Raw genomic sequence first — 22,874 nt, forward strand, 5'->3', positions numbered from 1 at the left:
GATCGGGTCGAGTGCCCGCCCGTAACGTCGGCGAGGATTGCTCCGGTTGCCTTCGGGCGGCCAGTCGCGACTCCCTTTCATCGTAACGGTTCGGGCTGCTGTTTGTCCGATGCGATCGAGGCATCGGGGCGGCAGGCGTAGCTGACCGAATCATCCCGACGCCGGAAACGGTGCCGTTTTATTGCCGCTTAACCGCAGCGGCGCGATCCCCGGCAGGCCGCCACTGCGGCGCCACCGCGGCACGCGACGCGCGGCCAAGCCGAGGATTACCACCATGAAACGCATGTTGATCAACGCGACTCAGCGTGAAGAGTTGCGCGTGGCCATTGTCGATGGCCAGAACCTGTACGACCTGGACATCGAAATCCCTTCGCGGGAACAGAAAAAGTCCAATATTTACAAGGGTCGAATCACTCGGGTTGAGGCTTCACTCGAAGCCTGCTTCGTCGAGTACGGCGCCGAGCGCCACGGCTTCCTGCCGCTGAAGGAAATCTCCCGCGAGTATTTCACCCCGGGCCTGGACCCGCACAAGGCGAACATCCGCGAACTGATCAAGGAAGGTCAGGAAGTCGTCGTCCAGGTGGAGAAGGAAGAGCGCGGCAACAAGGGCGCCGCCCTGACCACGTTCATCAGCCTGGCCGGCCGCTACATGGTGCTGATGCCGAACAACCCGAAGGCCGGCGGCGTCTCGCGCCGGATCGAGGGCGAGGACCGGCAGGCGCTAAAGGAGGCCCTTGACCACGTCACCGTGCCGGATGACGTCGGCCTGATCGTACGCACCGCCGGCCTCGGCCGCGACGCCGAAGAACTGCAGTGGGACCTGGACTACCTGCTGCAGCTGTGGAAGTCGATTTCCGAGGCGGCCAGCAAGCAGAAGGCGCCGTTCCTGATCTACCAGGAATCCAAGCTGTTCATCCGCGCGTTGCGTGACTACCTGCGCAGCGACATCGGCGAAATCCTGATCGACGAGGAATCGCTGTACAACGACGCCCGCGACTTCATGCAGCAGGTGATGCCGAACGCCCTGCGCAAGCTCAAGCTGTACAAGGACGACACCCCGCTGTTCACCCGCTACCAGATCGAGACGCAGATCGAGAGCGCGTTCGACCGCCAGGTGAGGCTGCCGTCCGGTGGCTCGATCGTGATCGACCAGACCGAAGCGCTCACCGCGATCGACATCAACTCCTCCAAGGCCACCAAGGGCAGCGACATCGAGGAGACCGCGTTCAACACCAACTGCGAGGCGGCGGTGGAAATCGCCCGGCAGTGCCGCATCCGCGATGCCGGCGGCCTGATCGTGATCGACTTCATCGACATGGACAGCCCCAAGCACCAGCGCGAAGTGGAAGACCGCCTGAAGGAGGCGCTGAAGCAGGATCGCGCCCGCGTGCAGATCGGCCGCATCTCGCGCTTCGGCCTGCTGGAGATGTCGCGCCAGCGTCTGCGCCCCAGCCTGGGCGAAGCCACCCAGATCGTCTGCCCGCGCTGCGAGGGCCACGGCCATATCCGCGGCGTGGAATCGCTGTCGCTGTCGACCCTGCGCCTGGTCGAAGAACACGCGATGAAGGACAACACCGGCCAGGTGCTGGTGCAGGCGCCCACCAGCGTCGCCAACTTCCTGCTCAACGAGAAGCGCGCCAGCGTGGTCGAGATCGAACTGCGCCACAAGGCGCACGTGGTGATCGTCGCCGACGAGAAGCTGGAAACCCCCCACATCGAGATCCAGCGCATCCGCGAAGCGGACATGGGCGAGCACAGCAAGCCCAGCTACGAGCGCCTCACTGCGGTGGAACCCGCCGAACTGCCGAAGATGGGCCAGGCCCTGGGCAGTGGCGAACAGCCCGCGGTGAGCGGCATCGTGCCGGCCAGCCCCGCCCCGGTGCGCGAGGAAATCGTCGCTGCCCCGGTTGCACCGGCGCAGCCCGCCGCACGCCGCCAGCCCGCAGCCGCCCCGCCGGCGGCCCACGTTGCGCCAACCGGGGGCATCATCTCGCGCCTGCTGGGCTGGTTCCGCAGCGCCGAAACGGCGTCGCCCGCCCCGACTCCGGCGGCGAAACGCGCCGATGCCGGCAACGACACTGGCCAACGCAACCGTCGCGACGAGCGCGGCAACCGCAACGCCAGTGGCGCGAACGTCTCATCGTCGCGCCAGCCACGCCGCGATACGGCGCAGCAGCCGGCATCACCGAAACCGGCAACTGCCCAGCAACAGCCGCGCGGCAACCGCCAGCGCAGCAACGAAGCATCACCACGCCCGTCACAGCAGGCTCCGGCACAAGCCGGCAAGGCGGAGCGCCAGCCCAGGCCCGTCGGCGAAAACAGCCCGGCGCGTACCGAGCGCAAGCCGAATCCGCCACCGCAGCCCAAGGCCGAACGGCAGCCACGCGTAGCCGCCAATGACGAACGCCCGGTCACCGCGCCTCTGGATGACGCCGCCAAGGAAACCGAGTTGCTGCTCATGCCGCCGGTTACGTCGACGGCGCCGGAATCCGCCGAGCAGGCGATGGACGCCGACGGCGGCCAGTCGCGCCGTCGGCGCGGCCGGCGCGGCGGCCGCCGCCGTCGCCGTCACGACGAAGGCGCTGCGAGCGATGCGCCGCTCGACAGCGTGCAGGCCCAGGCGCTCGACGACGAGGATCGCGACGAGGAATCCGCCGAGGCGTCGGCAGCAGCCACTCCGGCCGCTCCCGAAAAATCGCCACGTGAACCGGCACCGCTGACAGCCTCTGCAAACGGCAGCCACACGGCCGCTCCGATCAGCCAGCCCGCGGCCGACAAGCCCGCCGCCACGATCGACGGCCAGCCGCTGGCGATCGCCACGTCCGCGGCAGCCGTCGCAACGGCATTCAACCTGCCCGTCCTGCCGCCGATCCCCGACCATGCGCAATCCCCGGCGGCGGACGCCGGGCAGGATACGATCACGATTCACCCTGCTGCCACATCGGTACCGGCATCTTCCGATGCGTTGCCGACCGGACCGGCAACGGCGACCCGCGCGGGCGAGGCCGTGGCGACGACCACGATCGCATCCACCACGCCGGCAGTCGCCATCGTGACTGAGGCGCCCGCCATCACGCTCGACCGACCGGCTCCCGCGGCGGCGCAGCAACACGCGGTGACGGTCGCGGTGCAGCCAACGTCGACAGAACCCGCAACTGCGGCGACGGCGGAACCGACGGCGACCACTCCAGCGGTGCCGACGGACCACCAGGTTGGCCACCCCGCGGGTATCGCGACGACAGCTTACGCCGCAGGTGCGCCCGACCAGCCGGTCGATGCCGGCCCGGTCGTCCCGTTGCCCAGGCAGGGCGACCTGCTGGCCAGGGCGGCAACGCCGGCAGCGACGAGTGACGAGGAAGACAAGCGTGCGTCCGTGCCGCCGCAGGACGAATCCGGCGTGCAGAAGAACGATTCGCTCGGCTGATTCGTCGCCGCACTGCCCAGGCGAAAAAAACCGGACTCGCGTCCGGTTTTTTTTAGCTTCTGGCGATGCCTTCCGCCTGCCACGCCGTCCGGGCTCAGTTGCCGACGTGATGGTTCGGCGTATCGATCAATCCGTGCACGGTCATCAGGTGCGCGAGGCTGAGCACGTGATCCACCTGCAGCTTTTCCATCAGCCGCTGCTTGTAGGTGGACACGGTCTTCGGGCTGAGGCTGAGTTGCTCGCCGATGATCGTCAGCGGTTTGCCGCGCACCAGCATCATCGCCACCTCCAGCTCGCGGCTGGACAGCACATCGAACGGCGAGGCACTGCCGTCGAGCGTGGCCAGCGCCAGTTGCTGGGCCACCGCCGGAGCGAGATAACGCCGCCCGCCGGCCACCTGGCGCACTGCCGACACCAGCTCGCCGGCACTGCAGCCCTTGGTCAGGTAGCCGAGCGCGCCGGCGTCGAGCAGCCGCTTGGGGAACCGCGCATCGTCGACCACCGTCACGATGACGATGTGCGTGGACATCTTCGATCGGCACACGCGCTCGGTAAGCTCGATCCCGCTCATGCCGGGCATGTGCACATCCACCAGCGCGATGTCCGGCGCCAGCGTACGGATCAGGTGCAGGCCCTCTTCGGCACTGCCCGCCTCGCCGGCGACATTGATGTCGGTCTGTTGCTGCAGGATCATCCGGAAGCCGGTGCGAACCAGCTCGTGATCGTCCACCAGAATCACGTTGATCACTATGACGCCCTCCCTGGTTGGGCTGCATGAAATTAGGCCGCACGGAGCCCCATTGCAAGCCTTCGGCACTTCGTGCGCGAGACGATGCGGCTGGCCGCATGCAACGTCGCCGACGGCTTGCAACCACCGCCAGCTTCCGCATCCTGACGCGATGCAACGGGCCAATCCGCGCGAGATTCAAGCCGCCAGCGTGCCGTCCGCCGGCCGGCCGGCGTAGCGCGCCAGCACGATCGCGGCAACCGGCCCGGGCATCTCGACGCAAACCTGGTGCCCCATGCGCCGATATTCATCGCGAGCTACTTCCCTGGCCAGCGTGATCGCCGGTCCCAGCTGCAGGTCACCGAACAGCTTGACGTGGTAACGGCAGATGCTCCAGTCGCCTGCGGCCGATTGCTTCAGCGAAATAGTCACCATGGCAGCTATTTCCTCTTCCCATCAACCAGTCCAAGGTGCCACATGCGGGAATGACCGATATGTCGTCCCATGCCTACAGCATGTGTGGGGAAATCACCGCGTGGTGTGGGTACGACCCGCTGCCTCCATTCATCGAAACACGAAAACGAAAAAACCGCCCGAAGGCGGTTTTCCCGTTTCCTGCAACTTCGGTGGAATTCGCCGAAGCCACGCATGTGGTGCCCAAGAGGGGACTCGAACCCCTACGCCTTGCGGCGCTACCACCTCAAGGTAGTGCGTCTACCAGTTCCGCCACCTGGGCAGGTGTGTTGCTCAGCGCTTGGCCGGCGGCGCAGGGGCTGCCGGCACCTCGCCCTGACCCTGGGTCGGAGCGGGGGTTGCCGCCGGCTGTGCGGCCGGGACGGCGTTGTTGGTTGCGGCCGGGACTTCCGAGCCGGTCGCCGGTGCGGCCGGAGCCGGCTTGCCGGCGGCGGGATGCTTGTCGGCCAGCGCGGCCATCACACCCAGATCTTCCGCATTGGTGTGCGGCGCGCCATTGCCGTGCAGATAGATGCCCATGCCGAGGCTGAGCAGGAAAAACAGGCCGGCCAGGACGCCGGTGGCGCGGGTCAGGAACGTGGCCGAGCCACGCGCGCCGAACACCGTGGCCGACGCGCCGCCGCCGAAGCCGGAACCGGCATCGGCACCCGCGCCGTTCTGCAGCAGGATCAGCACGATCATCGCCGCTGCAATCAGGATGTAGAACACGCTGAAAATGACGAACATAAGGTTTCTATCGAGCCTGTGGCGCCTGATGCGCCGCGGCGCAGATTCCAAGGAAGTCGGATGCGGCCAGGGAGGCCCCGCCGATCAGCCCTCCATCCACGTCCGCCTGCGCGAACAATTCCGCGGCATTGGCCGCCTTGACGCTGCCGCCGTAAAGCAGTCGGGTCAGATGGGCAATCATAACATCTTCTTTTTCCAGTTGGCTACGAATGAAGGCGTGCACCTGCTGCGCCTGTTCCGGGCTGGCGGTATGGCCGGTACCGATGGCCCAGACCGGTTCGTAGGCGATTACCGCCGTGTCGAAGCTGGCCGCGCCGTTGAGTGCCAGCACGGCCTGCAGCTGTCGCGCGACGACCGCTTCGGTCTCGCCGGACTGGCGCTGCGCCAGTGTCTCGCCCACGCACAGGATCGGGGTCAGGCCACCGGCACGGGCCGCGGCGAACTTGCGTGCCACCAGCTCGTCGCCCTCGCCGTGGTACTGGCGACGTTCGGAATGGCCGACCAGCACCCACTGCGCGCCGACATCGGCGAGCATGGCGGCGGAGACTTCGCCGGTATACGCGCCTTGCCCCTCGTGCTCGCTGACGTCCTGCGCGCCGATGCCCACACGGGAGCCGGCATGCTGCCAGGCCAGCTCGGCCACATAGGGAAACGGCGGAAACACGGCCACGTCGATGCCGTTCGGCATGCCGGCGGCGATGTCGTCCACCAGGGATTTGGCCATCGAACGGCTGCCGTGCATTTTCCAGTTGCCGGCGACGAGCTTCTTGCGCATGGGCTGCTTCCGCTGCGGTCAAACGGCAAGCTTACCGAGGGCCTCCCCGATGGGCAAACCGGCGGACCACTGGCGTCGGTTCGCCGGCGCGGTCAAGAATGGCGGCTCGTCCGCAGGAACTCCGCATGACTGCCTCCCGTCCGCTTAGCCTGGTCACCGGCGCCTCGTCCGGCATCGGCGCCGCGTTTGCCCGACAACTCGCCGCACTTGGCCACGACCTGGTGCTGACCGCGCGTCGCGCCGATCGGCTGGAAACCCTGGCCGCCGAACTCCGTGAACAACATGCCGCCCAGGCCATCGTGCTGCCGCGCGACTTGGCCGACCCGGCCACGCCGCGAGCACTGTGCGACGAGCTGGACCGGCGCAGCCTGCAGGTGGATTGGCTGGTCAACAACGCCGGCTACGGCGTGCCCGGCACCTTCGTCGCCAACGACTGGACGACCCACGCGGACTTCCTGCAGGTGCTGCTGACCGCGCCGACCGAACTGGCCTGGCGGCTGCTGCCCGGCATGCGCCAGCGTGGCCACGGCCGCATCATCAACGTCGCCTCGCTGGCCGGTCACGTTCCCGGGCCGGCCGGGCATACCCTGTACGCCGCCAGCAAGGCCTACCTGATCAAGTTCTCTCAGTCGCTGGCCTTGGAGAACCGCGCGGCCGGCGTGAATGTCTGCGCGCTGTGTCCGGGCTTCACCTGGTCGGAATTCCACGACATCACCGGCACGCGCGACAAGATGAACCGGCTGCCCGGCTTCATGTGGCTGAGTGCGGAAGAAGTGGTGCGCCAGGGACTCGCGGCGGTCGAGCGCGGCGATGCCGTATACATTCCGGGCCGGGTCAACCGCACCATCAAGACGCTGGTGCATCTGCTGCCAGACCGGCTGGCCCTGTGGCTTTCGGCGCGTGAATCGAAGCGCTACCGGAACACCTAGGCCTAGCCGACCCTGCCGCCTCCACAATCGTTGCCACGATCCGGCCACAGCCTCCACACATGTCCCTGTTCCCGACCCAGATGCATCCGCTGCCCTACCGCAAGCCCGTGGAGAGCCGTGACTACTGGGTGGTGGACGACGTGCTGCCGAACGCCGACGAAGTGCGCACCCGCTGCCTGGCGAAGACCGATTGGGAGATGGGCTATCCGCATACCGGCGAGGTCTGGCCGGGCATGCGCGCCACGTCCGCCCTGCTGGGCGACGAGCTGGCCGCGCTGAACGTGAGGGTGTGCCGGCTCACCGGCGCGAAGAAGCTGTGGGTCGAGCAGCCCGAAGCCGGCACCCGGCTCAACCACAACTGCGTGCAGGTGGTCGGCGCGGCCGAAGGCACGGTCAAACCGCATACCGACTCGTCGGACCTGTGCCGCTACGCCGCCGTGCTGTACCTCAACCCCGGCGTGCCCGAACGGTGCGGCACCAGCTTCTTCCGCCAGCGCATGCCCGGCGGCCGGCTCGGCGGCAACATCGCGCTGCCGCCGCATCGCAACCTGGCCGAAGCGCTGGGCAACCGCTTCGTGCAACCCGACGCCTTCGTCGAGGACGTGCGCGTGGCGCACCGCTACAACCGCCTGCTGGTCTACAAGGCCAACCTGATCCACAGCGCCAGCGCGTACTGGGGCCTGGAAACGGCAGCCAAACGCATGACCGCCGTGTTCTTCTGGATGGCGTGAAACCTCAGATCAGCTTGATCTCGCGCAGGCGTTGCAGCAGGTACTCGTGCGAGGTGATCGAGGTGTCGTAGCGGCGCGGATTGTCCGGCGTGATGCACGAATCCAGCGGGTCCAGCACCACGTCCGGGTTCGGGTGCAGGAAGAACGGCACGGAATAGCGCGGCTTGCGCGCGTTCTCGTTCTTCGGGTTGACCACGCGGTGCGTGGTGGACGGAAACACGTGGTTGGACAGCCGCTGCAGCATGTCGCCGATATTCACCACGATCGCGTCGCCCTCGGTGGTGATCGGCAGCCACTCGCCCTCGCGGGTGAGCACTTCCAGACCTTCCGCGCTGGCGCCGACCAGCAGGGTGATGAAATTGATGTCCTCGTGTGCGCCGGCACGCACGTTCGGGATGTTCTCTTCCGTGATCGGCGGATAGTGGATCGGCCGCAGGATCGAGTTGCCGACGTCGGTCTTGTCCTCGAAGAAGTTCTCCGGCTCGCCGATGTGCAGGGCCAGTGCGCGCAGCACGCGGGTGCCGAGCTGGTCCAGCGCCTCGTACAGGCCGTAGCCGTACTGCTTGAAGTCCGTCACCTCGACCGGCCAGATGTTCGGCGGCATCACGCCGGCGAATTTCGAATCGCGCGGAATCTCGCGACCGATGTGCCAGAACTCCTTGAGGTCGGCGTACTGGCTGTCCTTGGCGGTCTCCACCTTGAACGGGGTGTAGCCGCGTGCACCGCCGGCACCGGCGACGTGGTACTTCATCTTGGTGTCGGTGGGCAGCGCGAAGAAGCGCCGGAACACGTCGTACGAGCCGTCGATCAGCTCGCGTGCAATGCCGTGGCCGCTGATGCAGCAGAAGCCGAATTCGCGATAGGCCGCGCCGATCTCGGCGACGAAGGCGTCGCGGTCGGTGTCGTAGCGGCGGATGTCGAGGGTGGGAACATTCTTCATGGGCTGTAGTCACCAGGTTGGCGTGCGGTCGGTTCATCCGCCACCGCAGGAGGCGCGGCACGTCGGGCCATTCCATGGCGACCCGGTACAGCTACAGGTTCACGAGCGTTCGGCGGCGGATTTTACCGTCCCGGCGAGCCTTTCTGCCAACTGCTGCACTTCCGCCGCATCGGCTCCCTCGATGGTGACACGCACCAGCGGCTCGGTGCCGGAGGCCCGCAGCACTACCCGGCCGCGGCCGTGCAGGGCCTGTTCCACTTCGGCCAGTGCCTGCCGCACCTGGTCGCTGGCCAGCGCCTCGCGGGCACCGGCCGCACGCACGTTCAACATCACCTGGGGCAATTTCTTCAAACCCTGCCGCGCCGTCGCGAGATCCTCGCCGGATCGCACCAGCGCTTCCAGCACGGCCAGCGCGGCGATGATGCCGTCGCCGGTGGTGGCGCGGTCCAGGCACAGGATGTGGCCGGAGGTCTCGCCGCCGAGCACGCCGCCGTGTTCCTTCAGCTGCTGCAGCACGTAGCGGTCACCCACGTTGGCGCGGATCAGCGGCACGTCGAGCCCAGCCAGCGCCAGCTGCAGGCCGTAGTTGCTCATCAGGGTGCCGACCACCGGCCCCCGTAGCCTTCCCTGCGCATGCCAGCTGCGCGCCAGCATGTAGAGAATGTCGTCGCCGTCGGCGAGCACGCCGTTCCGGTCGACCAGCTGCACGCGGTCGCCGTCGCCGTCGAACGCAATGCCGATGTCGGCGCCATGCGCCAGCACGGACTGCTGCAGGGCCTGCGGATGGGTCGAGCCGACCTCGCGGTTGATGTTGAAGCCGTCCGGCTTGTCGCCGATCGCCACCACCTCGGCGCCCAGCTCGGCAAACACCTTCGGCGCCACCTGGTAGGTCGCGCCATGGGCGCAGTCCAGCACCAGCCGGAATCCGTGCAGGCTGAAATCCTTGGCCACCGTGGACTTGCAGTACTCCGCGTAACGGGCCACCGCATCGTCGATCCGGCGCGCCTTGCCGAGCCGATCGGACGGCACCGTGACGAACGCGGCGTCGACCTCCCGCTCGATCGCCAGCTCGACCTGGTCGGACAGCTTCTCGCCGTCGGCGGAGAAGAACTTGATGCCGTTGTCGTGATGCGGGTTGTGCGAGGCGCTGATCACGATGCCGGTCTGCGCGCGCATCGAGCGGGTCAGGTAGGCCACCGCCGGCGTCGGCATCGGGCCGAGCAGGCCCACGTCGGCGCCGGCCGCGACCAGGCCCGCCTCCAGCGCGGACTCGAACATGTAGCCCGAGATGCGGGTGTCCTTGCCGATCAGCACGTTCGGCCGCTTGGTGCCGTCACGCGCCAGCACGCTGCCGACGGCGCGCCCCAGCTTCAGCATGAAATCCGCGCTGATCGGCCATTGGCCGACGAGTCCGCGAATGCCGTCGGTGCCGAAATACTTGCGTTGAGTCATGGGCTGCCTGGTGGCGATGAAGGGGTGGGAGGAAAGAGGGAGCTGCCGCTCAGTCGTCGTCCGGCCAGCGCGGCATGGCCGGCCTGTCGGCACGCCGCGGCATGGCATCGACCGCATGCACCGCCTGCCACACCGCCAGCGCATCGACGGTGGCGGCCACGTCGTGCACGCGCACCATGCGCGCGCCGCGCTGCACGGCGATCAGCGCCGCCGCCACCGAACCGGCGGCGCGCTCGGCCGGCACCGTCCTGCCGGTCATCTCGCCGATCATCGTCTTGCGCGACAGCCCGATGTACGCGCCGCTGCCCAGGTCGGCGAAGCGCTCCAGCGCGCACAACAGCGCCAGGTTGTGCTGCAGCGTCTTGCCGAAGCCGAAGCCCGGGTCGACCATCACCTTGCGCCGGTCGATCCCGGCCAGTTCGCAGGCGAACAACCGGTCGGTGAGGAACCGGTGCACCTCGCCCACCACGTCATCGTAGTGCGGCTCGGCCTGCATGCCGCGCGGTTCGCCCTGCATGTGCATCAGGCACACCGGCACGCCCAGCTCGGCTGCGGCCTCCATCGCGCCGTCGCGGCGCAGCGCGTACACGTCGTTGATCATGCCGGCGCCGGCGGCCACCGCCGCGCGCATCACCTGCGGCTTGGAGGTGTCGATCGCGATCGGCAGCGCGGTGCGCGCGACCAGTTGCTCGATCACCGGCAGCACCCGGCGCAGTTCCTCCTCGGCCGGCACGTCGGCCGCGCCGGGGCGGGTCGACTCGCCGCCGACGTCGATCATGTCGGCACCCTCCTCCGCCAGGCGCAGGCCGTGCGCCACGGCCGCTTCCACGCTGTCGTGCGTGCCGCCGTCGGAGAACGAATCGGGAGTGACGTTGAGGATGCCGACCACCCGCGCGCGGTCGAGCAGCAACGGGCGCCCGGCGCAATCCAGCACCGGCGCAAACAGATCGTTCGACATGCTCATGGCCTCATCAATATCCGGAAGCGGCGCTCAGACCTCGACCTTGCCGCCCAGCTCGCCCATGTAGCGGCGATAATGGCGCAGTTCGGCGATCGAGTCGCGGATGTCCGACAGCGCGGTATGCGCCGATTCCTTGCCGACGCTCTTGGCGATCTCCGGCGCCCAGCGCCGGGCCAGTTCCTTGAGCGTGGAGACGTCCAGGTTGCGGTAGTGGAAGTAGCGCTCCAGCCGCGGCATCTGCCGGTGCAGGAAGCGGCGGTCCTGGCAGATCGAATTGCCGCACATCGGCGACTTGCCCGGCGGCACCCACTCGCGCAGGAAATCCACGGTGGCCTGCTCGGCCATCGCGTGGTCGGTCTCCGAGATCAGCACCTGTCGCCACAACCCCGACTTGTGATGCTGGTTGGAGTTCCAGCTGTCCATCGATTCCAGCCGGTCGATCTCGTGGCGTATCGCGGACACTGGTCCTTCGGCCAGCACGTTCAACTCCTTGTCGGTGACAATCGTGGCGATCTCCAGGATCGAGTCGTTGTCGGTGTCAAGGCCGGTCATCTCCAGATCGATCCAGATCAGGTTGTCTTCGTGGGCATGGCTCATGGGCTCTCCTTGTGCGACGGAGTTTATCAGCCTTGCCCGCATGCGATGATCCGGCCCATGCAGACCTTCTTCTGGCACGACTACGAGACTTCCGGCGCCGATCCGCGGCGCGACCGCCCGCTGCAGTTCGCCGGCATCCGCACCACCCTGGAACTGGAAATCGTCGGCGAGCCGGTGATGCTCTACGGCAAGCCGCCGCTGGAGATGCCGCCCCACCCCGATGCCTGCCTGATCACCGGGATCACCCCGCAGCAGGCCGAGCGCGAAGGGTTCGGCGAGGCCGAATTCGCCGCGCGCGTGCATGAACAACTGGCTGCGCCGGGCACTTGCGGCGTGGGCTACAACTCGCTGCGCTTCGACGACGAATTCACCCGCCAGATGCTGTACCGCAACTTCTACGAGCCCTACGGCCGCGAGTGGGAGAACGGCAACTCGCGCTGGGACCTGATCGACCTGGTGCGCATGTGCCAGGCGCTGCGGCCCGAAGGCATCGTCTGGCCCACCCGCGAGGACGGCTCGCCCAGCTTCAGGCTGGAGCACCTGGCCAGCGCCAACCAGCTCACCCAGGAGCGTGCCCACGACGCGTTGTCGGACGTCCATGCGCTGATCGAGCTGGCCCGGCTGATCCGCGTGCGCCAGCCGCGGCTGTGGGACTGGTACTACGGCCTGCGCCGCAAGCAGAAGGTGTTCGAGCTGCTCGACGTGGTGAACATGACGCCACTGGTGCACGTCTCCTCGCGCTACCCGGCCAGCCGGCACTGCCTGGCCGTGATCGCACCGCTGGCGCCGCACCCGAGCCGCCCCGGCGAGGTGATCGTGTACGACCTCGCCACCGACCCCGCCACGTGGCTGGAACTGGACGAGGACGAGATCGCCGACCGCATCTTCACCGCGCGCGCCGACCTGCCCGAGGACGTCGAACGCATCCCGCTGCGCACCGTGCGCGCGAACCACGCGCCGGCGTTGGCGCCGCTGTCGGTGCTGCAGGGCGTGGACCTGGAACGCCTGCAACTGGACCTGGCCCGCTGCCAAGCCCACCGCGACGTGCTGCATGCCGTCGACGGGCTCGCCGAAAAGCTGCGCCGCGTGTTCCAGCGTGCGGCCGAACTGCCACCGCCGGAGGACCCCGAACTGGCCTTGTACGGCGGCGGTTTCCTGCCCGATGCCGACAAGCGCCTGCTGGCCCAGGTGCGCGCCACGCCGCCGAACGAACTGGGCACCCGCGCGCTCCCGTTCCGCGACCCGCGCTATCCGGAGCTGCTGTTCCGCTACCGCGCGCGCAACTGGCCCGAGACGCTGGATGCCGGTGAACACGCACGCTGGGAAAATTTCCGCCGGACCCGCCTCACCCGGCACACGCCGCTGACCGGGCTCACCCTCGACGACTACTTCGCCCGCCTCGACGAATTGCGTCGCGATCCGCTGGCGCGTGACAAACTGGTCCTGCTCGACCAGTTGCAGGCCTGGGGCGAACAGCTCGCCGCCAGCATTGACGACAATCCCGCCACGTAGGGCGGGCACCGCCCGCCTCCGCAGCATGCCGAAAATCCGGCGGGCACTGCCCGCTCTACCGAACTTTTTGACGAACCGCCATGCCCCAGAGCTATTTCACCCCCGCCACCTTCCGCTTCCTGCGCGCCGTCGGGCGCAACAACAACCGCGAATGGTTCCACGCGCACAAGGACGACTACGAGCGGCACGTGCGCGAACCGTTCCTGCGGCTGATCACCGACCTGCAGGCGCCGCTGGCGAAGATCAGCCCGCATTACCGCGCCGACCCGCGCAAGAACGGCGGCTCGCTGTACCGCATCTATCGCGACACCCGCTACTCCAACAACAAGCTGCCGTACAAGTCCTGGCAGGGCTCGCGCTTCTTCCACCAGCGCCGGCACGAGATCCAGGCACCGGGGTTCTACCTGCACATCGAACCCGGCGAGTGCTTCGCCGGCGGCGGCATGTGGCACCCGGAACCGGAGGCGCTGAAGCACATCCGCGAGTTCCTGGTCGACAACCCGGCCGCGTGGAAGCGGGCCACCCAGAGCAAGACGTTCCGCGAGCACCTGCAGCTGGGCGGCGAGTCGCTGACCCGTCCGCCGCGCGGCTACGCCCCCGCGCATGAACTGATCGAGGACCTCAAGCGCAAGGACTTCATTGCCACCACCAACCTCAGCGAAACCCTGGCCTGTTCCGACGAACTGCTGCCGTGGACGGTAGCCGCGTTCAGGCAGGTCGCACCGCTGGTCGACTACCTGTGCGCGGCACAGGAACTGGAGTTCTAGACCAGAGCCATCGTGACGCTGCTGCGCCGCGCGGCCAGCAGCGTGGCCGCCACGGCGATTCCGATCATGGCGGTGAACGCCACGTAGTGGGCCGGCGCGAGCGGCCCGAACTGCTTCACCAGCAGGCCGATCAGCGGCGGCGTGAGCCCGCCGAACAGCGCATAGGCGATGTTGTACGAGAACGACAGGCCGGAGAAACGCACCGCTGGCGGAAACGCCACCACCATCAGCGCCGGCACCACGCCGACCACGCCCACGGCGAAACCGGCCAGTGCGTACCACGCGACGAAATGGGCCGCACCGGCCTGCAGGTCCAGGTACAGCGCATAGCCGCACACCAGCAGGCCGATCGCACCGGCCAGCAGGGCGCGTGCATGGCCGACGCGGTCGGCCAGCCAGCCGTAGAAGAGGCAGCCCAGCGCCAGCGCGAACGAAGCCACGCTGTTGCCGAGGAACGCGCGCGCCGGCGCCACATGGAACACCGACTGCGCCAGCGTCGGCGTCATCAGGATCAGCACCACGATCGCCGCGGTAAGCATCCAGGTCACCAGCATCGACAGCAGCACGCCGGGCAGGTGCCGCTCGAACACCTGCCGCAACGGCAAGCCCGCGGCCAGCTCCTTGCGCGCATGCATCGCCTCGAACACCGGCGTCTCGCTGAGCCAGCGGCGCAGCCACACCGCGAAGAAACCGAACACGCCGCCGACCAGGAACGGCAGCCGCCAGCCATGGTCCAGCACCTCGGCCGGACTCATCCGGCCGTTGATCGCCGCGGCCACCAGCGAGCCGATCAGGATACCCACGGTGAGTCCCGAAGTGAGGCTGGCGCAGGCAAAGCCGATCCGCTTCGGCGGCACGTGCTCGGCCACGAACACCCACGCGCCCGGCACTTCGCCGCCCACCGCAATGCCCTGCACCACGCGCAGCAGCAGCAACAGCAGCGGCGCCAGCATGCCCACCTGCGCGTACACCGGCAGCAGGCCGATGGCCAGGGTGGGCACCGCCATCAGGAACACGCTGAGCGTGAACATCCGCTTGCGCCCCAGCGTGTCGCCGTAGTGCGCCATCACGATGCCGCCCAGCGGTCGCGCCAGGTAGCCGGCGGCGAAGATGCCGAACACCTGCAGCTGGGCCAGCCACGGCACCGTGCCGGGCGGGAAGAACAGGTGGCTCAACGGGATCGCGAAGAACACGAACACCACGAAATCGTAGAACTCCAGCGCGCCGCCCAGCGCCGACAGCAGCAAGGTCTTCACGTCACGCCCTCGCAGGCGGTCCCGGTCGACTACGGACGACGCATTCATCAACGGACGGTCCCGGCGGTGGAAGGCGTGCCACCTTACCGCAGATCGCCCCGCGTTCGCGGCAACGGCGGCATCCGGCATGGTGGACGGCACCCCGGGTGTGCTTGACTTGGCGCGCCATGCGTTGCCTCGGCATGCGCATGGACACGCCAGGTATCTCCTTCCCTTCGCAGCAGGAGTTTCCACGATGAGCATGAGCAAGCGTCTCGGTGCCGAATTCTTCGGCACGTTCTGGCTGGTGTTTGGTGGTTGCGGCAGCGCGATCTTCGCGGCGGCGTTCCCCGAGCTGGGCATCGGCTTCGCCGGGGTGGCGCTGGCCTTCGGCCTCACCGTGCTGACCATGGTGTATGCGGTCGGCCACATCTCGGGCGGGCATTTCAACCCGGCGGTCACCGTGGGCCTGTGTGCCGGCGGCCGCTTTCCGGCGAAGGACGTGGTGCCGTACGTGGTGATCCAGGTGCTCGGCGCGATCGCCGCCGCTGCCGTGCTGTACATCATCGCCAGCGGCAAGCCCGGTTTCGACATGAACGCCGTCAGCTTCGCCTCCAACGGCTACGGCGAGCACTCGCCCGACCATTACTCGCTGCACGCGGCGATCGTGGCCGAGCTGGTGCTCACCGCGTTCTTCGTGATCGTGATCCAGGGCGCCACCGACAAGCGCGCGCCGGCCGGTTTCGCCGGCATCGCGATCGGCCTGTCGCTGACCCTGATCCACCTGGTCTGCATCCCGATCACCAACACCTCGGTCAACCCGGCCCGCTCCACCGGCGTGGCGCTGTTCCACGGTGGCTGGGCGGTCGACCAGTTGTGGGTGTTCTGGCTGGTACCGCTGGTCGGCGGCGCCCTCGGCGGGCTGATCTACCGCTACCTGCTGGAAAGCAGGGACTGACATCCGGCAGCGCACTGTCCCCGCCGTCCGGCGGGGACAGCTTCAGGCACTGGAGCGCGCGCCCTGCTCGTACAGCTCTATCGGCAAGCCGTCCGGATCGGCGAAGAACGTGAAGCGCCGGCCGGTGTATTCGTCGACGCGCACCGGCTCGCAGGTCACGCCGCGACGCTGCAGTTCCGCGATCGTCGCCTCCACTTCCGGTACCGCAAACGCCAGATGGCGCAGCCCCTGCGCCTCCGGCCGCGACGGGCGCGGCGGCGGCGCCGGGAACGAAAACAGTTCCAGCTGCACGCCGGGGCTGACTTCCAGATCCAGCTTCCAGGAATCACGCTCGCGCCGATAGGCCTCGTGCACGATGCGCAGGCCCAGCGTCTCGCTGTAGAACGCCTTCGAGCGCGCGTAGTCGGAGCAGATCAGCGCCACGTGGTGGATCGCCGGCAACAACGGGTTCGGCAAGGCCATCTCATGCCTCCGCAAAGGGAAAAGCCAGCACGTCGGCGATCGCGTCGGTATCGGCCAGGCACATCAGCAGGCGCTCCATGCCCAGCGCCACGCCGGCGCAGCCGGGCATGGCGTCGAGCACGCCGAGCAGGCGCTCGTCGAGTGGAACCTCGCGCCGGCCGCGCGCGCGGCGTACCGCATTGTCGCGCTCGAAGCGTGCGCGCTGCTCGGCGGCATCGTTCAACTCGTGGTAGCCGTTGGCCAGTTCGTAGCGGCCCAGGTACAGCTCGAAGCGCTCGGCCAGCGGCGGCTCGCCGGGACGGATCCTCGCCAGCGCGCACTGGCTGGCCGGGTAGTCGTGGATCACCGTGATGCGGTCGCGCGGAAACGCCGGCTGCAGCCTGTGCGTGATCAGCAGGTCCAGCCAGTCGTCGTGGCCGAGGCCCTCCGGGGCGATGCCGGACCCGGCCATCAGGACACGCAGATCGTCGACCGGGGCATGTGCCGGGTCGATGCCCAGCTCGTCCAGGAACAGTTGCCGGTAACTCGTCACCACCACCTCGGCGCGCCGCCCCACCATGGCCAGCGCGGCTTCGACCAGATCGATGGTTTCCTGCATCAGCCGGCGATGGTCCCAGCCGACCCGGTACCACTCCAGCATGGTGAACTCGGGGTTGTGCCGCCCGCCCGCCTCGCCGTTGCGGAACACCCGGCCCAGCTCGTAGCAGTCGCCCACGCCAGCGGCAAGCAGCCGCTTCAGCGGATACTCCGGCGAGGTGCGCAGCCAGCGCTCGCGCGCACCGGCGTCGATGTGGCCGCTGAAGCGCGTGCTGAAGCTCTCGATGTTCGGCTCGGTATTGCCGGCCTCCGACAGGATCGGCGTCTCCACCTCCAGCACCTGGTGCTCGGCGAAATACGCACGCACCAGCGCGTACAGCCGTGCACGCAGGCGCAGGGCGGCGAGTGGTTCGGCGCCCATCAGCCCGCCTCGTGCCTGCCGAGCAGGGCGAGCAACTGCGCCTCGTCCCACACCGGCACACCCAGTTCCTGCGCCTTGTCCAGCTTGGAGCCGGCCGCTTCGCCGGCGACCACCGCGCTGGTCTTCTTCGACACCGAGCCGGAGACCTTGGCACCCAGCGCTTCGAGCCGCTCCTTCGCCTCGTCGCGGCTGAGCGAGGCCAGCGTGCCGGTGAGCACGAAGGTCTGCCCTTCCAGCGGAGCAGCTGCGGCCCTGGCCGCGTGCGGGATCGCCTTGAGCAGGCGCTGCATCGCGGCCTCGGCCTCGCGCAGTCCGGCCAGGGCAGCCGGATCGGCAAGGTGGCTTTCCAGGCTGGTCGCCGCCGCCTGCGGCACGCCGGCGATGACCCAGTGCGCCGGTCCGCCGGCCAGCAGGCGGTCGAGCGTGGAGAAATGCTGCGCCAGCAGCGCGCGGCTCTTCGGGCCGAGCTTGCTGATATCGGCCATGCCCAGCAACACGCCGAGATCCAGGCGTTCACGCAGCTTCGGCGACGGCGCGCCCTCGTCGCTGAACGTGATGCCGGCTTCGAGCAGCGCGTCGACCACCCGCTCGTTGCCCGCCTGCGCGAAGAAGCCGGCGGTCGAGGTGGCCACTTCGCCGCCGATGTCCGGCAGCACGCGCAGCACGGCGGCCGGCATGCTGCGCACGAACTCCAGCCGGCCCAGCCAGGCCGCCAGCGTCTTCGCCGTGCTTTCGCCGATGTGCATGATGCCCAGCGCATACAGGAAGCGCGCCAGCGTGGTGTGCTTGCTGGCCTCGATCCCGGCCACCAGGTTTTCCGCCCACTTGGTCGCCACCTTGCCGGCCTTCACCGTCTCCGGCGTGGTCCCGTCGCGCTCGTCGATGCGGCGCTTCATGTCGACGAAATCGTCCACGCCCAGGCCGTACAGGTCAGCCGGCGAGTGCACGATATCGAGTTCCACCAGTGCCTCGGCAAAGCGCTCGCCCAGCCCCTCGATGTCCATCGCGCGACGCGAGGCGAAGTGGATCAGCGCCTCCTTGCGCTGCGCGGCACAGACCAGCCCGCCCGAGCAGCGCCACGCGGCGGCGCCCTCCTCGCGCAGCAACGCGGAGCCGCACACCGGGCAGTGGGTGGGCATGTGCCAGGGGCGTGTATGCGGCGGCCGCAGTTCGGGCATCACGCGCACCACCTCCGGGATCACGTCGCCGGCGCGGCGCACGATCACGCTGTCGCCCACGCGCACGTCCAGCCGCGCCACCTGGTCGGCGTTGTGCAGGGTGGCGTTGGTGACGGTGACGCCGGCCACCTGCACCGACGCCAGCCGCGCCACCGGGGTGGCGGCGCCGGTGCGGCCGATCTGGATCTCGATCGCCTCGACCGTGGTGGTCTGCTCCTGCGCCGGGAACTTGTGCGCGATGGCCCAGCGTGGTGCGCGCGAGACGAAGCCCATCTCGCGCTGGCCGGCGTAGTCGTCCAGCTTGTAGACCACGCCGTCGATGTCGTACGGCAGGCTGTCGCGCTTCGCGCCGATGCGCCGGTAGTAGGCGATGAGCCCGTCGAAGCCGCGCGCCGTGTCCACTTCCGGCGACACCGGGAAGCCCCACTCGCGCAGCTGCCGCAACGTGGCCGAATGGGTCGGCGGCAGCTCGCCGCCCTCGACCACGCCGATCGCGTAGGCGAAGAAACTCAGGCGCCGCCTGGCGGTGACCACCGGGTCGAGCTGGCGCAGCGAACCGGCCGCGCCGTTGCGCGGGTTCGCCAGCGGCTTCTCGCCGTGCTTGCGGGCGTACGCGTTGAACGCCTCGAAATCCTTGTGCAGCATGACCACCTCGCCGCGCACTTCGAGCACGTCGGGCCAGCCCTTGCCGCGCAGCTTCAGCGATTCATCCTGATGTTTCCCATTGCGCAAGCGCAATGGGATCGCCCGCACCGTGCGCAGGTTGGCGGTCACGTCCTCGCCGGTCTCGCCGTCGCCGCGGGTCGCGCCCTGCACGAACACGCCGTGCTCGTAGCGCAGGCTGATCGCCAGGCCGTCCAGCTTGGGCTCCGCGGAAAACACCGGCTCGCGCCGCCCCAGCGTCTGCTCGATGCGCCGCTCGAACTCGGCCACCTCGCGGAAGCGCTCGCGGTCGGTGTCGCCGTCCTGCTCGAACGCATTGCCCAGCGACAGCATCGGGATCGCATGGCGCACCTCGGCAAAGCCGCCCTGTGCCCGCGCGCCGACCTTGCGGGTGGGCGAATCGGGCGTGGCCAGCACGGGGTATTCGGCCTCCAGCGCCTCCAGCTCGCGCATCAGCCGGTCGTACTCGGCGTCGGTGATCTCCGGGTCGTCGAGCACGTGGTAGCGGTAATTGGCCTGCTCGATCCGTCCGCGCAGGTCGACGGCGCGGGCGACGGCCTCGGCGGGAGTTGGGTGTCCGGTCATGCAGATCTCCTGGCTGCGCCCAGTTTAGCGACAGCCGCGGATGCCGGTCGCGCAGTAAGGGAACCGAAAGCTGGCGGGTATAGCGTCCCTCGGCAGGGCTGAGGCGAGGATATGATCAGGCGCATGAACCGATATCTGGCATCCCTGGCATTCCTGGCCGCCATGGCCGCTTCCGGCACCGCCGCGGCTGGCGGCCCCCTCGGCATCGACCATCGGGTGCACTACGACAACAGCGGCATCTGGAAGCGTGGCAACCAGAACGCGCTGATGTACGGCACGATTGCCACCGTCGGCATCGGTGCCCTGGCGTTCGGCAGCGAGGACAAGCTCGGCAACACGTTCTGGCGCTCGGTCGACGCCATGGTGATCTCCAGCGCCGGCGCCGAGGTGCTGAAACACACCTTCCAGCGCGAACGCCCCTCGCAGACCGACAACCCCGACCGCTTCTTCCGCGGCTGGCACGCGCAAAGCTTTCCCAGCGGCGAGGTGACCGCCATCACGGCCGCGGTGACACCGTTCATCGTGGCCTATGGCAACGACCATCCGGCCGTCTACGCGCTGGCCCTGCTGCCGGCCTACGATGCCGTGGCCCGGGTCAAGACCCGCGGCCACTGGCAGAGCGACGTGCTGGCCGGCGCGGCGATCGGCGCCGGGGTCGGCCTGTGGGCCGCGCACCGCCAGTCACCGCTGATCGTGAGCTGGCTGCCGGGCGGTTTCCAGGTGGGGTTCGTGCACCACTTCAAGCCCTGACGGCTCAGCGGTGGTAGTGCCCTGCCGCCTCCGGCTGGTAGGCGATTTCCAGCACCTTCAGGCGGCGCTTGCGGCCGTCCGGCGTGGGCCAGTCGATCTGCTGGCCGCGCGCCAGCCCGAGCAAGGCGCTGCCCACCGGCGCCAGGATGGACACGGTGCCCGGCGCGCCCGCGGCCGCGGGGTAGACCAGGGTGAGGGTCAGCTGCTCGCCGTTGCTCTCGTCCTGGAAGGTGACGATGGAGTTCATCGTCACGATATGCGCCGGCATCGCCGCCGGCTCGACCACGTCGGCACGATCCAGTTCCGCGCGCAGCGCATCGAGTTTGGCGGCATCGGCGGCCGGCAGACGCTCCAGCAGCGCTTCGATGCGCTCCATGTCGATGCGGGAAACAGTGATCGTTGGCTTGCTCATGGCTTTTCCTGGTACTCGCGGCTCCTGCCGCACAAAAGCACACGCCGGAACGAAGTCGCCCCGGCGTGTGGTTGTCGATGGCCGTGACGCCCGAAATGGGTATGACCGGCGGATGAAACAAGGCCAACTCTGCGGATACTGCCGCCGAAAATCAAGCCTTTGCGCCGGTATCATAACCGACAATGCCTGTCCAAGCCTCAGTGCTTCCCGAAGCCGCCTCCGCCGCGCCCGTGGCGGGTTCCGACATGTCCTCGCGCGAGCGCTACCGCGGCCTGCTGTGGCTGGTCGCCGCCGCGTTCTTCATGCAGGCGCTGGATTCCACCGTGGTCAACACCGCGGTGCCGGCGATGGCCGAGGCACTGAAGGAGACCCCGCTGGGCATGCGCACCGCGCTGACCAGCTACGTGCTGACCCTGGCGATCCTGATCCCCGCCAGCCCGTGGCTGTGCGACCGTTTCGGCACGCGCCGGGTGTTCGGTGCGGCGATCGTGGTGTTCGGCCTGGGCTCGTTGCTGTGCGGCATCGCGCAGACGCTGCCGCAACTGGTCGCCGCCCGCGTGCTGCAGGGCATCGGCGGCGCCTCGCTGATGCCGGTGGGCCGCTACGTGCTGGTGCGCAGCATCGACAAGCGCGAGTTCGTGCGCGCGATGAGCACGGTGGCCACATTCGGCCTGCTCGGCTCGGTGCTGGGGCCGCTGCTGGGCGGGGCGATCGTGGAGTTCACCTCGTGGCGGCTGATCTTCCTGATCAACGTGCCGGTGGCGACCGCCGGCGTGTGGATGAACCAGCGCGACATGCCCGACTACCGGCTCGACCATGCCAACCGCTTCGACCTGTCCGGCTTCCTGCTGTTCGCCGCCGCCTCCGCCCTGCTGCTGACCGCCTCGGAACTGGCCGGCGGCAGCCCGGTGCCGTGGTCGGGCATGGGCCTGTACACGCTGGCGGCCGTGCTGCTCGGCGCGCTCTATGTCTGGCACAGCCGGCGCACCGAACACCCGGTGGCGGACCTCGGCCTGCTCAAGGTGCGCAGCGTGTGGGTGTCGCTGGCCGGCGGCATCTTCACCCGGCTCGGCATCTCCGGCATGTTCCTGCTGCTGATGCTGTTCCTGCAGATCGGCTGCGGCTGGTCGCCGCTGATGGCCGGCCTGATGATGGTGCCGCAGGCGCTGGGCTCGATCACGGCCAAGTGGGTGGTGCACCGGGCGCTGGTCCACTACGGCTACCGCCGCCTGCTGCTCGGCAACACGCTGGCCGTGGCCGTGCTGCTGGCCCTGTTCGCCCTGCTCGGACCCGGTTCGCCGGTGTGGGTGATCGCCGCGCTGACCTTCGCCTACGGCGCGTTCTCGGGCCTGCAGTACACCACCATGAACACGCTGATCTACGTCGACGTGGACATCCAGCATGCCTCGATGGTTTCCTCGATGGCCTCGACCGCCCAGTACCTGGCGATGAGCTTCGGCATCGCGCTGTCCACGCTGCTGATGCAGGCGCTGCTGCAGGGCCACGCGCACGAGGACTATGTGGCGGCGTTCCGCTGGACGGTACTGCTGCTGGCGCTGATCACCGCCGCGGCCAGCCGCGTGTTCGGCAGGCTGCGGCCCGACCATGCCGCCCCCGCCGGTGTCGCGCCGCCGCCCTGACTGCACGCGCCCTCGGCG

The 22,874-nt window shown here is 68.5% G+C and carries 21 protein-coding genes and 1 tRNA gene; 8 read left to right on the forward strand and 14 right to left on the reverse strand.

Features of this window, described 5'->3' with window-relative positions; genetic code table 11:
- Window positions 1-274: 274 nt before the first annotated feature.
- Window positions 275-3,424, forward strand: a complete 3,150-nt coding sequence (locus tag RHOFW104R8_RS00490; protein WP_068090417.1) for an Rne/Rng family ribonuclease — start codon at window positions 275-277, stop codon at window positions 3,422-3,424.
- A 94-nt stretch (window positions 3,425-3,518) separates the two neighbouring features.
- On the opposite strand, the gene RHOFW104R8_RS00495 is transcribed toward RHOFW104R8_RS00490, so the two are convergent.
- The 5 genes from RHOFW104R8_RS00495 to tpiA form a co-directional block, all read right to left on the reverse strand.
- Window positions 3,519-4,172, reverse strand: coding sequence for a response regulator (locus tag RHOFW104R8_RS00495; RefSeq protein ID WP_068090418.1), 654 nt, complete (start codon window positions 4,170-4,172; stop codon window positions 3,519-3,521).
- A 177-nt stretch (window positions 4,173-4,349) separates the two neighbouring features.
- Window positions 4,350-4,586 carry a hypothetical protein gene (locus RHOFW104R8_RS00500; protein ID WP_068090420.1) on the reverse strand — a complete coding sequence of 79 codons (237 nt, stop codon included), beginning with the start codon at window positions 4,584-4,586 and terminating at the stop codon, window positions 4,350-4,352.
- A gap of 216 nt (window positions 4,587-4,802) precedes the next feature.
- Window positions 4,803-4,887, reverse strand: a tRNA-Leu gene (locus RHOFW104R8_RS00505).
- A gap of 11 nt (window positions 4,888-4,898) precedes the next feature.
- Window positions 4,899-5,351: a preprotein translocase subunit SecG gene (secG, locus tag RHOFW104R8_RS00510; RefSeq protein WP_068090422.1), complete on the reverse strand. Its 453-nt coding sequence runs from the start codon at window positions 5,349-5,351 to the stop codon at window positions 4,899-4,901.
- A 7-nt stretch (window positions 5,352-5,358) separates the two neighbouring features.
- A complete protein-coding gene (gene tpiA / locus RHOFW104R8_RS00515) occupies window positions 5,359-6,126 on the reverse strand; it encodes a triose-phosphate isomerase (protein WP_068090424.1) in 768 nt (255 codons plus the stop codon).
- Between the two features lie 125 nt (window positions 6,127-6,251).
- Between tpiA and RHOFW104R8_RS00520 the strand changes: the two genes are divergently transcribed.
- Window positions 6,252-7,055 (forward strand): SDR family oxidoreductase, encoded by an 804-nt coding sequence (locus RHOFW104R8_RS00520; protein WP_068090426.1) that lies wholly within the window; start codon window positions 6,252-6,254, stop codon window positions 7,053-7,055.
- A gap of 59 nt (window positions 7,056-7,114) precedes the next feature.
- Window positions 7,115-7,786, forward strand: coding sequence for a DUF6445 family protein (locus RHOFW104R8_RS00525; protein WP_068090431.1), 672 nt, complete (start codon window positions 7,115-7,117; stop codon window positions 7,784-7,786).
- A 4-nt stretch (window positions 7,787-7,790) separates the two neighbouring features.
- Here RHOFW104R8_RS00525 and RHOFW104R8_RS00530 read toward each other — a convergent pair whose 3' ends face one another.
- The 4 genes from RHOFW104R8_RS00530 to orn all read right to left on the reverse strand — a co-directional run bounded on the left by RHOFW104R8_RS00530 (window position 7,791) and on the right by orn (window position 11,736).
- Window positions 7,791-8,726, reverse strand: coding sequence for an isopenicillin N synthase family oxygenase (locus RHOFW104R8_RS00530; protein ID WP_068090433.1), 936 nt, complete (start codon window positions 8,724-8,726; stop codon window positions 7,791-7,793).
- A 99-nt stretch (window positions 8,727-8,825) separates the two neighbouring features.
- The gene (gene glmM / locus RHOFW104R8_RS00535; RefSeq protein WP_068090436.1) at window positions 8,826-10,178 is read right to left on the reverse strand and encodes a phosphoglucosamine mutase; all 1,353 of its coding nucleotides are present in this window, start codon (window positions 10,176-10,178) and stop codon (window positions 8,826-8,828) included.
- A 49-nt stretch (window positions 10,179-10,227) separates the two neighbouring features.
- On the reverse strand, window positions 10,228-11,142 hold the full coding sequence (gene folP / locus RHOFW104R8_RS00540) for a dihydropteroate synthase (protein WP_068090438.1): 915 nt from the start codon (window positions 11,140-11,142) through the stop codon (window positions 10,228-10,230).
- Window positions 11,143-11,169: 27 nt separating this feature from the next.
- The gene (gene orn / locus RHOFW104R8_RS00545) at window positions 11,170-11,736 is read right to left on the reverse strand and encodes an oligoribonuclease (protein WP_068090440.1); all 567 of its coding nucleotides are present in this window, start codon (window positions 11,734-11,736) and stop codon (window positions 11,170-11,172) included.
- A 57-nt stretch (window positions 11,737-11,793) separates the two neighbouring features.
- On the opposite strand from orn, the gene sbcB reads away from it, so the two are divergent.
- Together sbcB and RHOFW104R8_RS00555 are read left to right on the forward strand one after the other, a co-directional pair.
- Entirely contained in the window at window positions 11,794-13,248 is a 1,455-nt protein-coding gene (gene sbcB, locus RHOFW104R8_RS00550; protein WP_068090442.1) for an exodeoxyribonuclease I, read from the forward strand.
- Window positions 13,249-13,328: 80 nt separating this feature from the next.
- The gene (locus RHOFW104R8_RS00555; RefSeq protein WP_068090443.1) at window positions 13,329-14,015 is read left to right on the forward strand and encodes a DUF2461 domain-containing protein; all 687 of its coding nucleotides are present in this window, start codon (window positions 13,329-13,331) and stop codon (window positions 14,013-14,015) included.
- Here RHOFW104R8_RS00555 and RHOFW104R8_RS00560 read toward each other — a convergent pair.
- Complete coding sequence (locus tag RHOFW104R8_RS00560; RefSeq protein WP_068090444.1) at window positions 14,012-15,319, reverse strand: MFS transporter; 1,308 nt, start codon at window positions 15,317-15,319, stop codon at window positions 14,012-14,014. The two genes, RHOFW104R8_RS00555 and RHOFW104R8_RS00560, sit on opposite strands and share 4 nt — an antisense overlap.
- 187 nt (window positions 15,320-15,506) lie before the next feature.
- On the opposite strand from RHOFW104R8_RS00560, the gene aqpZ reads away from it, so the two are divergent.
- Window positions 15,507-16,208: an aquaporin Z gene (aqpZ, locus tag RHOFW104R8_RS00565; protein ID WP_201028760.1), complete on the forward strand. Its 702-nt coding sequence runs from the start codon at window positions 15,507-15,509 to the stop codon at window positions 16,206-16,208.
- Between the two features lie 42 nt (window positions 16,209-16,250).
- Here aqpZ and RHOFW104R8_RS00570 read toward each other — a convergent pair whose 3' ends face one another.
- From RHOFW104R8_RS00570 to ligA, 3 genes are read right to left on the reverse strand one after another with little or no spacing between them, the layout of a single operon-like run.
- Window positions 16,251-16,670: a VOC family protein gene (locus RHOFW104R8_RS00570; protein ID WP_068090447.1), complete on the reverse strand. Its 420-nt coding sequence runs from the start codon at window positions 16,668-16,670 to the stop codon at window positions 16,251-16,253.
- 1 nt (window position 16,671) lies between these two features.
- Window positions 16,672-17,628: an EF-P lysine aminoacylase EpmA gene (epmA, locus tag RHOFW104R8_RS00575; protein ID WP_068098916.1), complete on the reverse strand. Its 957-nt coding sequence runs from the start codon at window positions 17,626-17,628 to the stop codon at window positions 16,672-16,674.
- On the reverse strand, window positions 17,628-20,054 hold the full coding sequence (gene ligA, locus RHOFW104R8_RS00580) for an NAD-dependent DNA ligase LigA (protein WP_068094839.1): 2,427 nt from the start codon (window positions 20,052-20,054) through the stop codon (window positions 17,628-17,630). The genes epmA and ligA overlap by 1 nt, the downstream gene beginning before the upstream one ends.
- A 123-nt stretch (window positions 20,055-20,177) precedes the next feature.
- Here ligA and RHOFW104R8_RS00585 point away from each other — a divergent pair, with 123 nt between their 5' ends.
- Window positions 20,178-20,804 carry a phosphatase PAP2 family protein gene (locus RHOFW104R8_RS00585; RefSeq protein ID WP_068094837.1) on the forward strand — a complete coding sequence of 209 codons (627 nt, stop codon included), beginning with the start codon at window positions 20,178-20,180 and terminating at the stop codon, window positions 20,802-20,804.
- A gap of 4 nt (window positions 20,805-20,808) precedes the next feature.
- Here RHOFW104R8_RS00585 and rnk read toward each other — a convergent pair whose 3' ends face one another.
- Window positions 20,809-21,216 (reverse strand): nucleoside diphosphate kinase regulator, encoded by a 408-nt coding sequence (gene rnk, locus RHOFW104R8_RS00590; RefSeq protein ID WP_068094835.1) that lies wholly within the window; start codon window positions 21,214-21,216, stop codon window positions 20,809-20,811.
- Window positions 21,217-21,461: 245 nt separating this feature from the next.
- On the opposite strand from rnk, the gene RHOFW104R8_RS00595 reads away from it, so the two are divergent.
- Window positions 21,462-22,856, forward strand: a complete 1,395-nt coding sequence (locus RHOFW104R8_RS00595) for an MFS transporter (RefSeq protein WP_235604426.1) — start codon at window positions 21,462-21,464, stop codon at window positions 22,854-22,856.
- Window positions 22,857-22,874 lie beyond the last annotated feature (18 nt).

It is taken from the genome of Rhodanobacter sp. FW104-R8 (assembly GCF_001617365.1).
Classification (GTDB): domain Bacteria; phylum Pseudomonadota; class Gammaproteobacteria; order Xanthomonadales; family Rhodanobacteraceae; genus Rhodanobacter.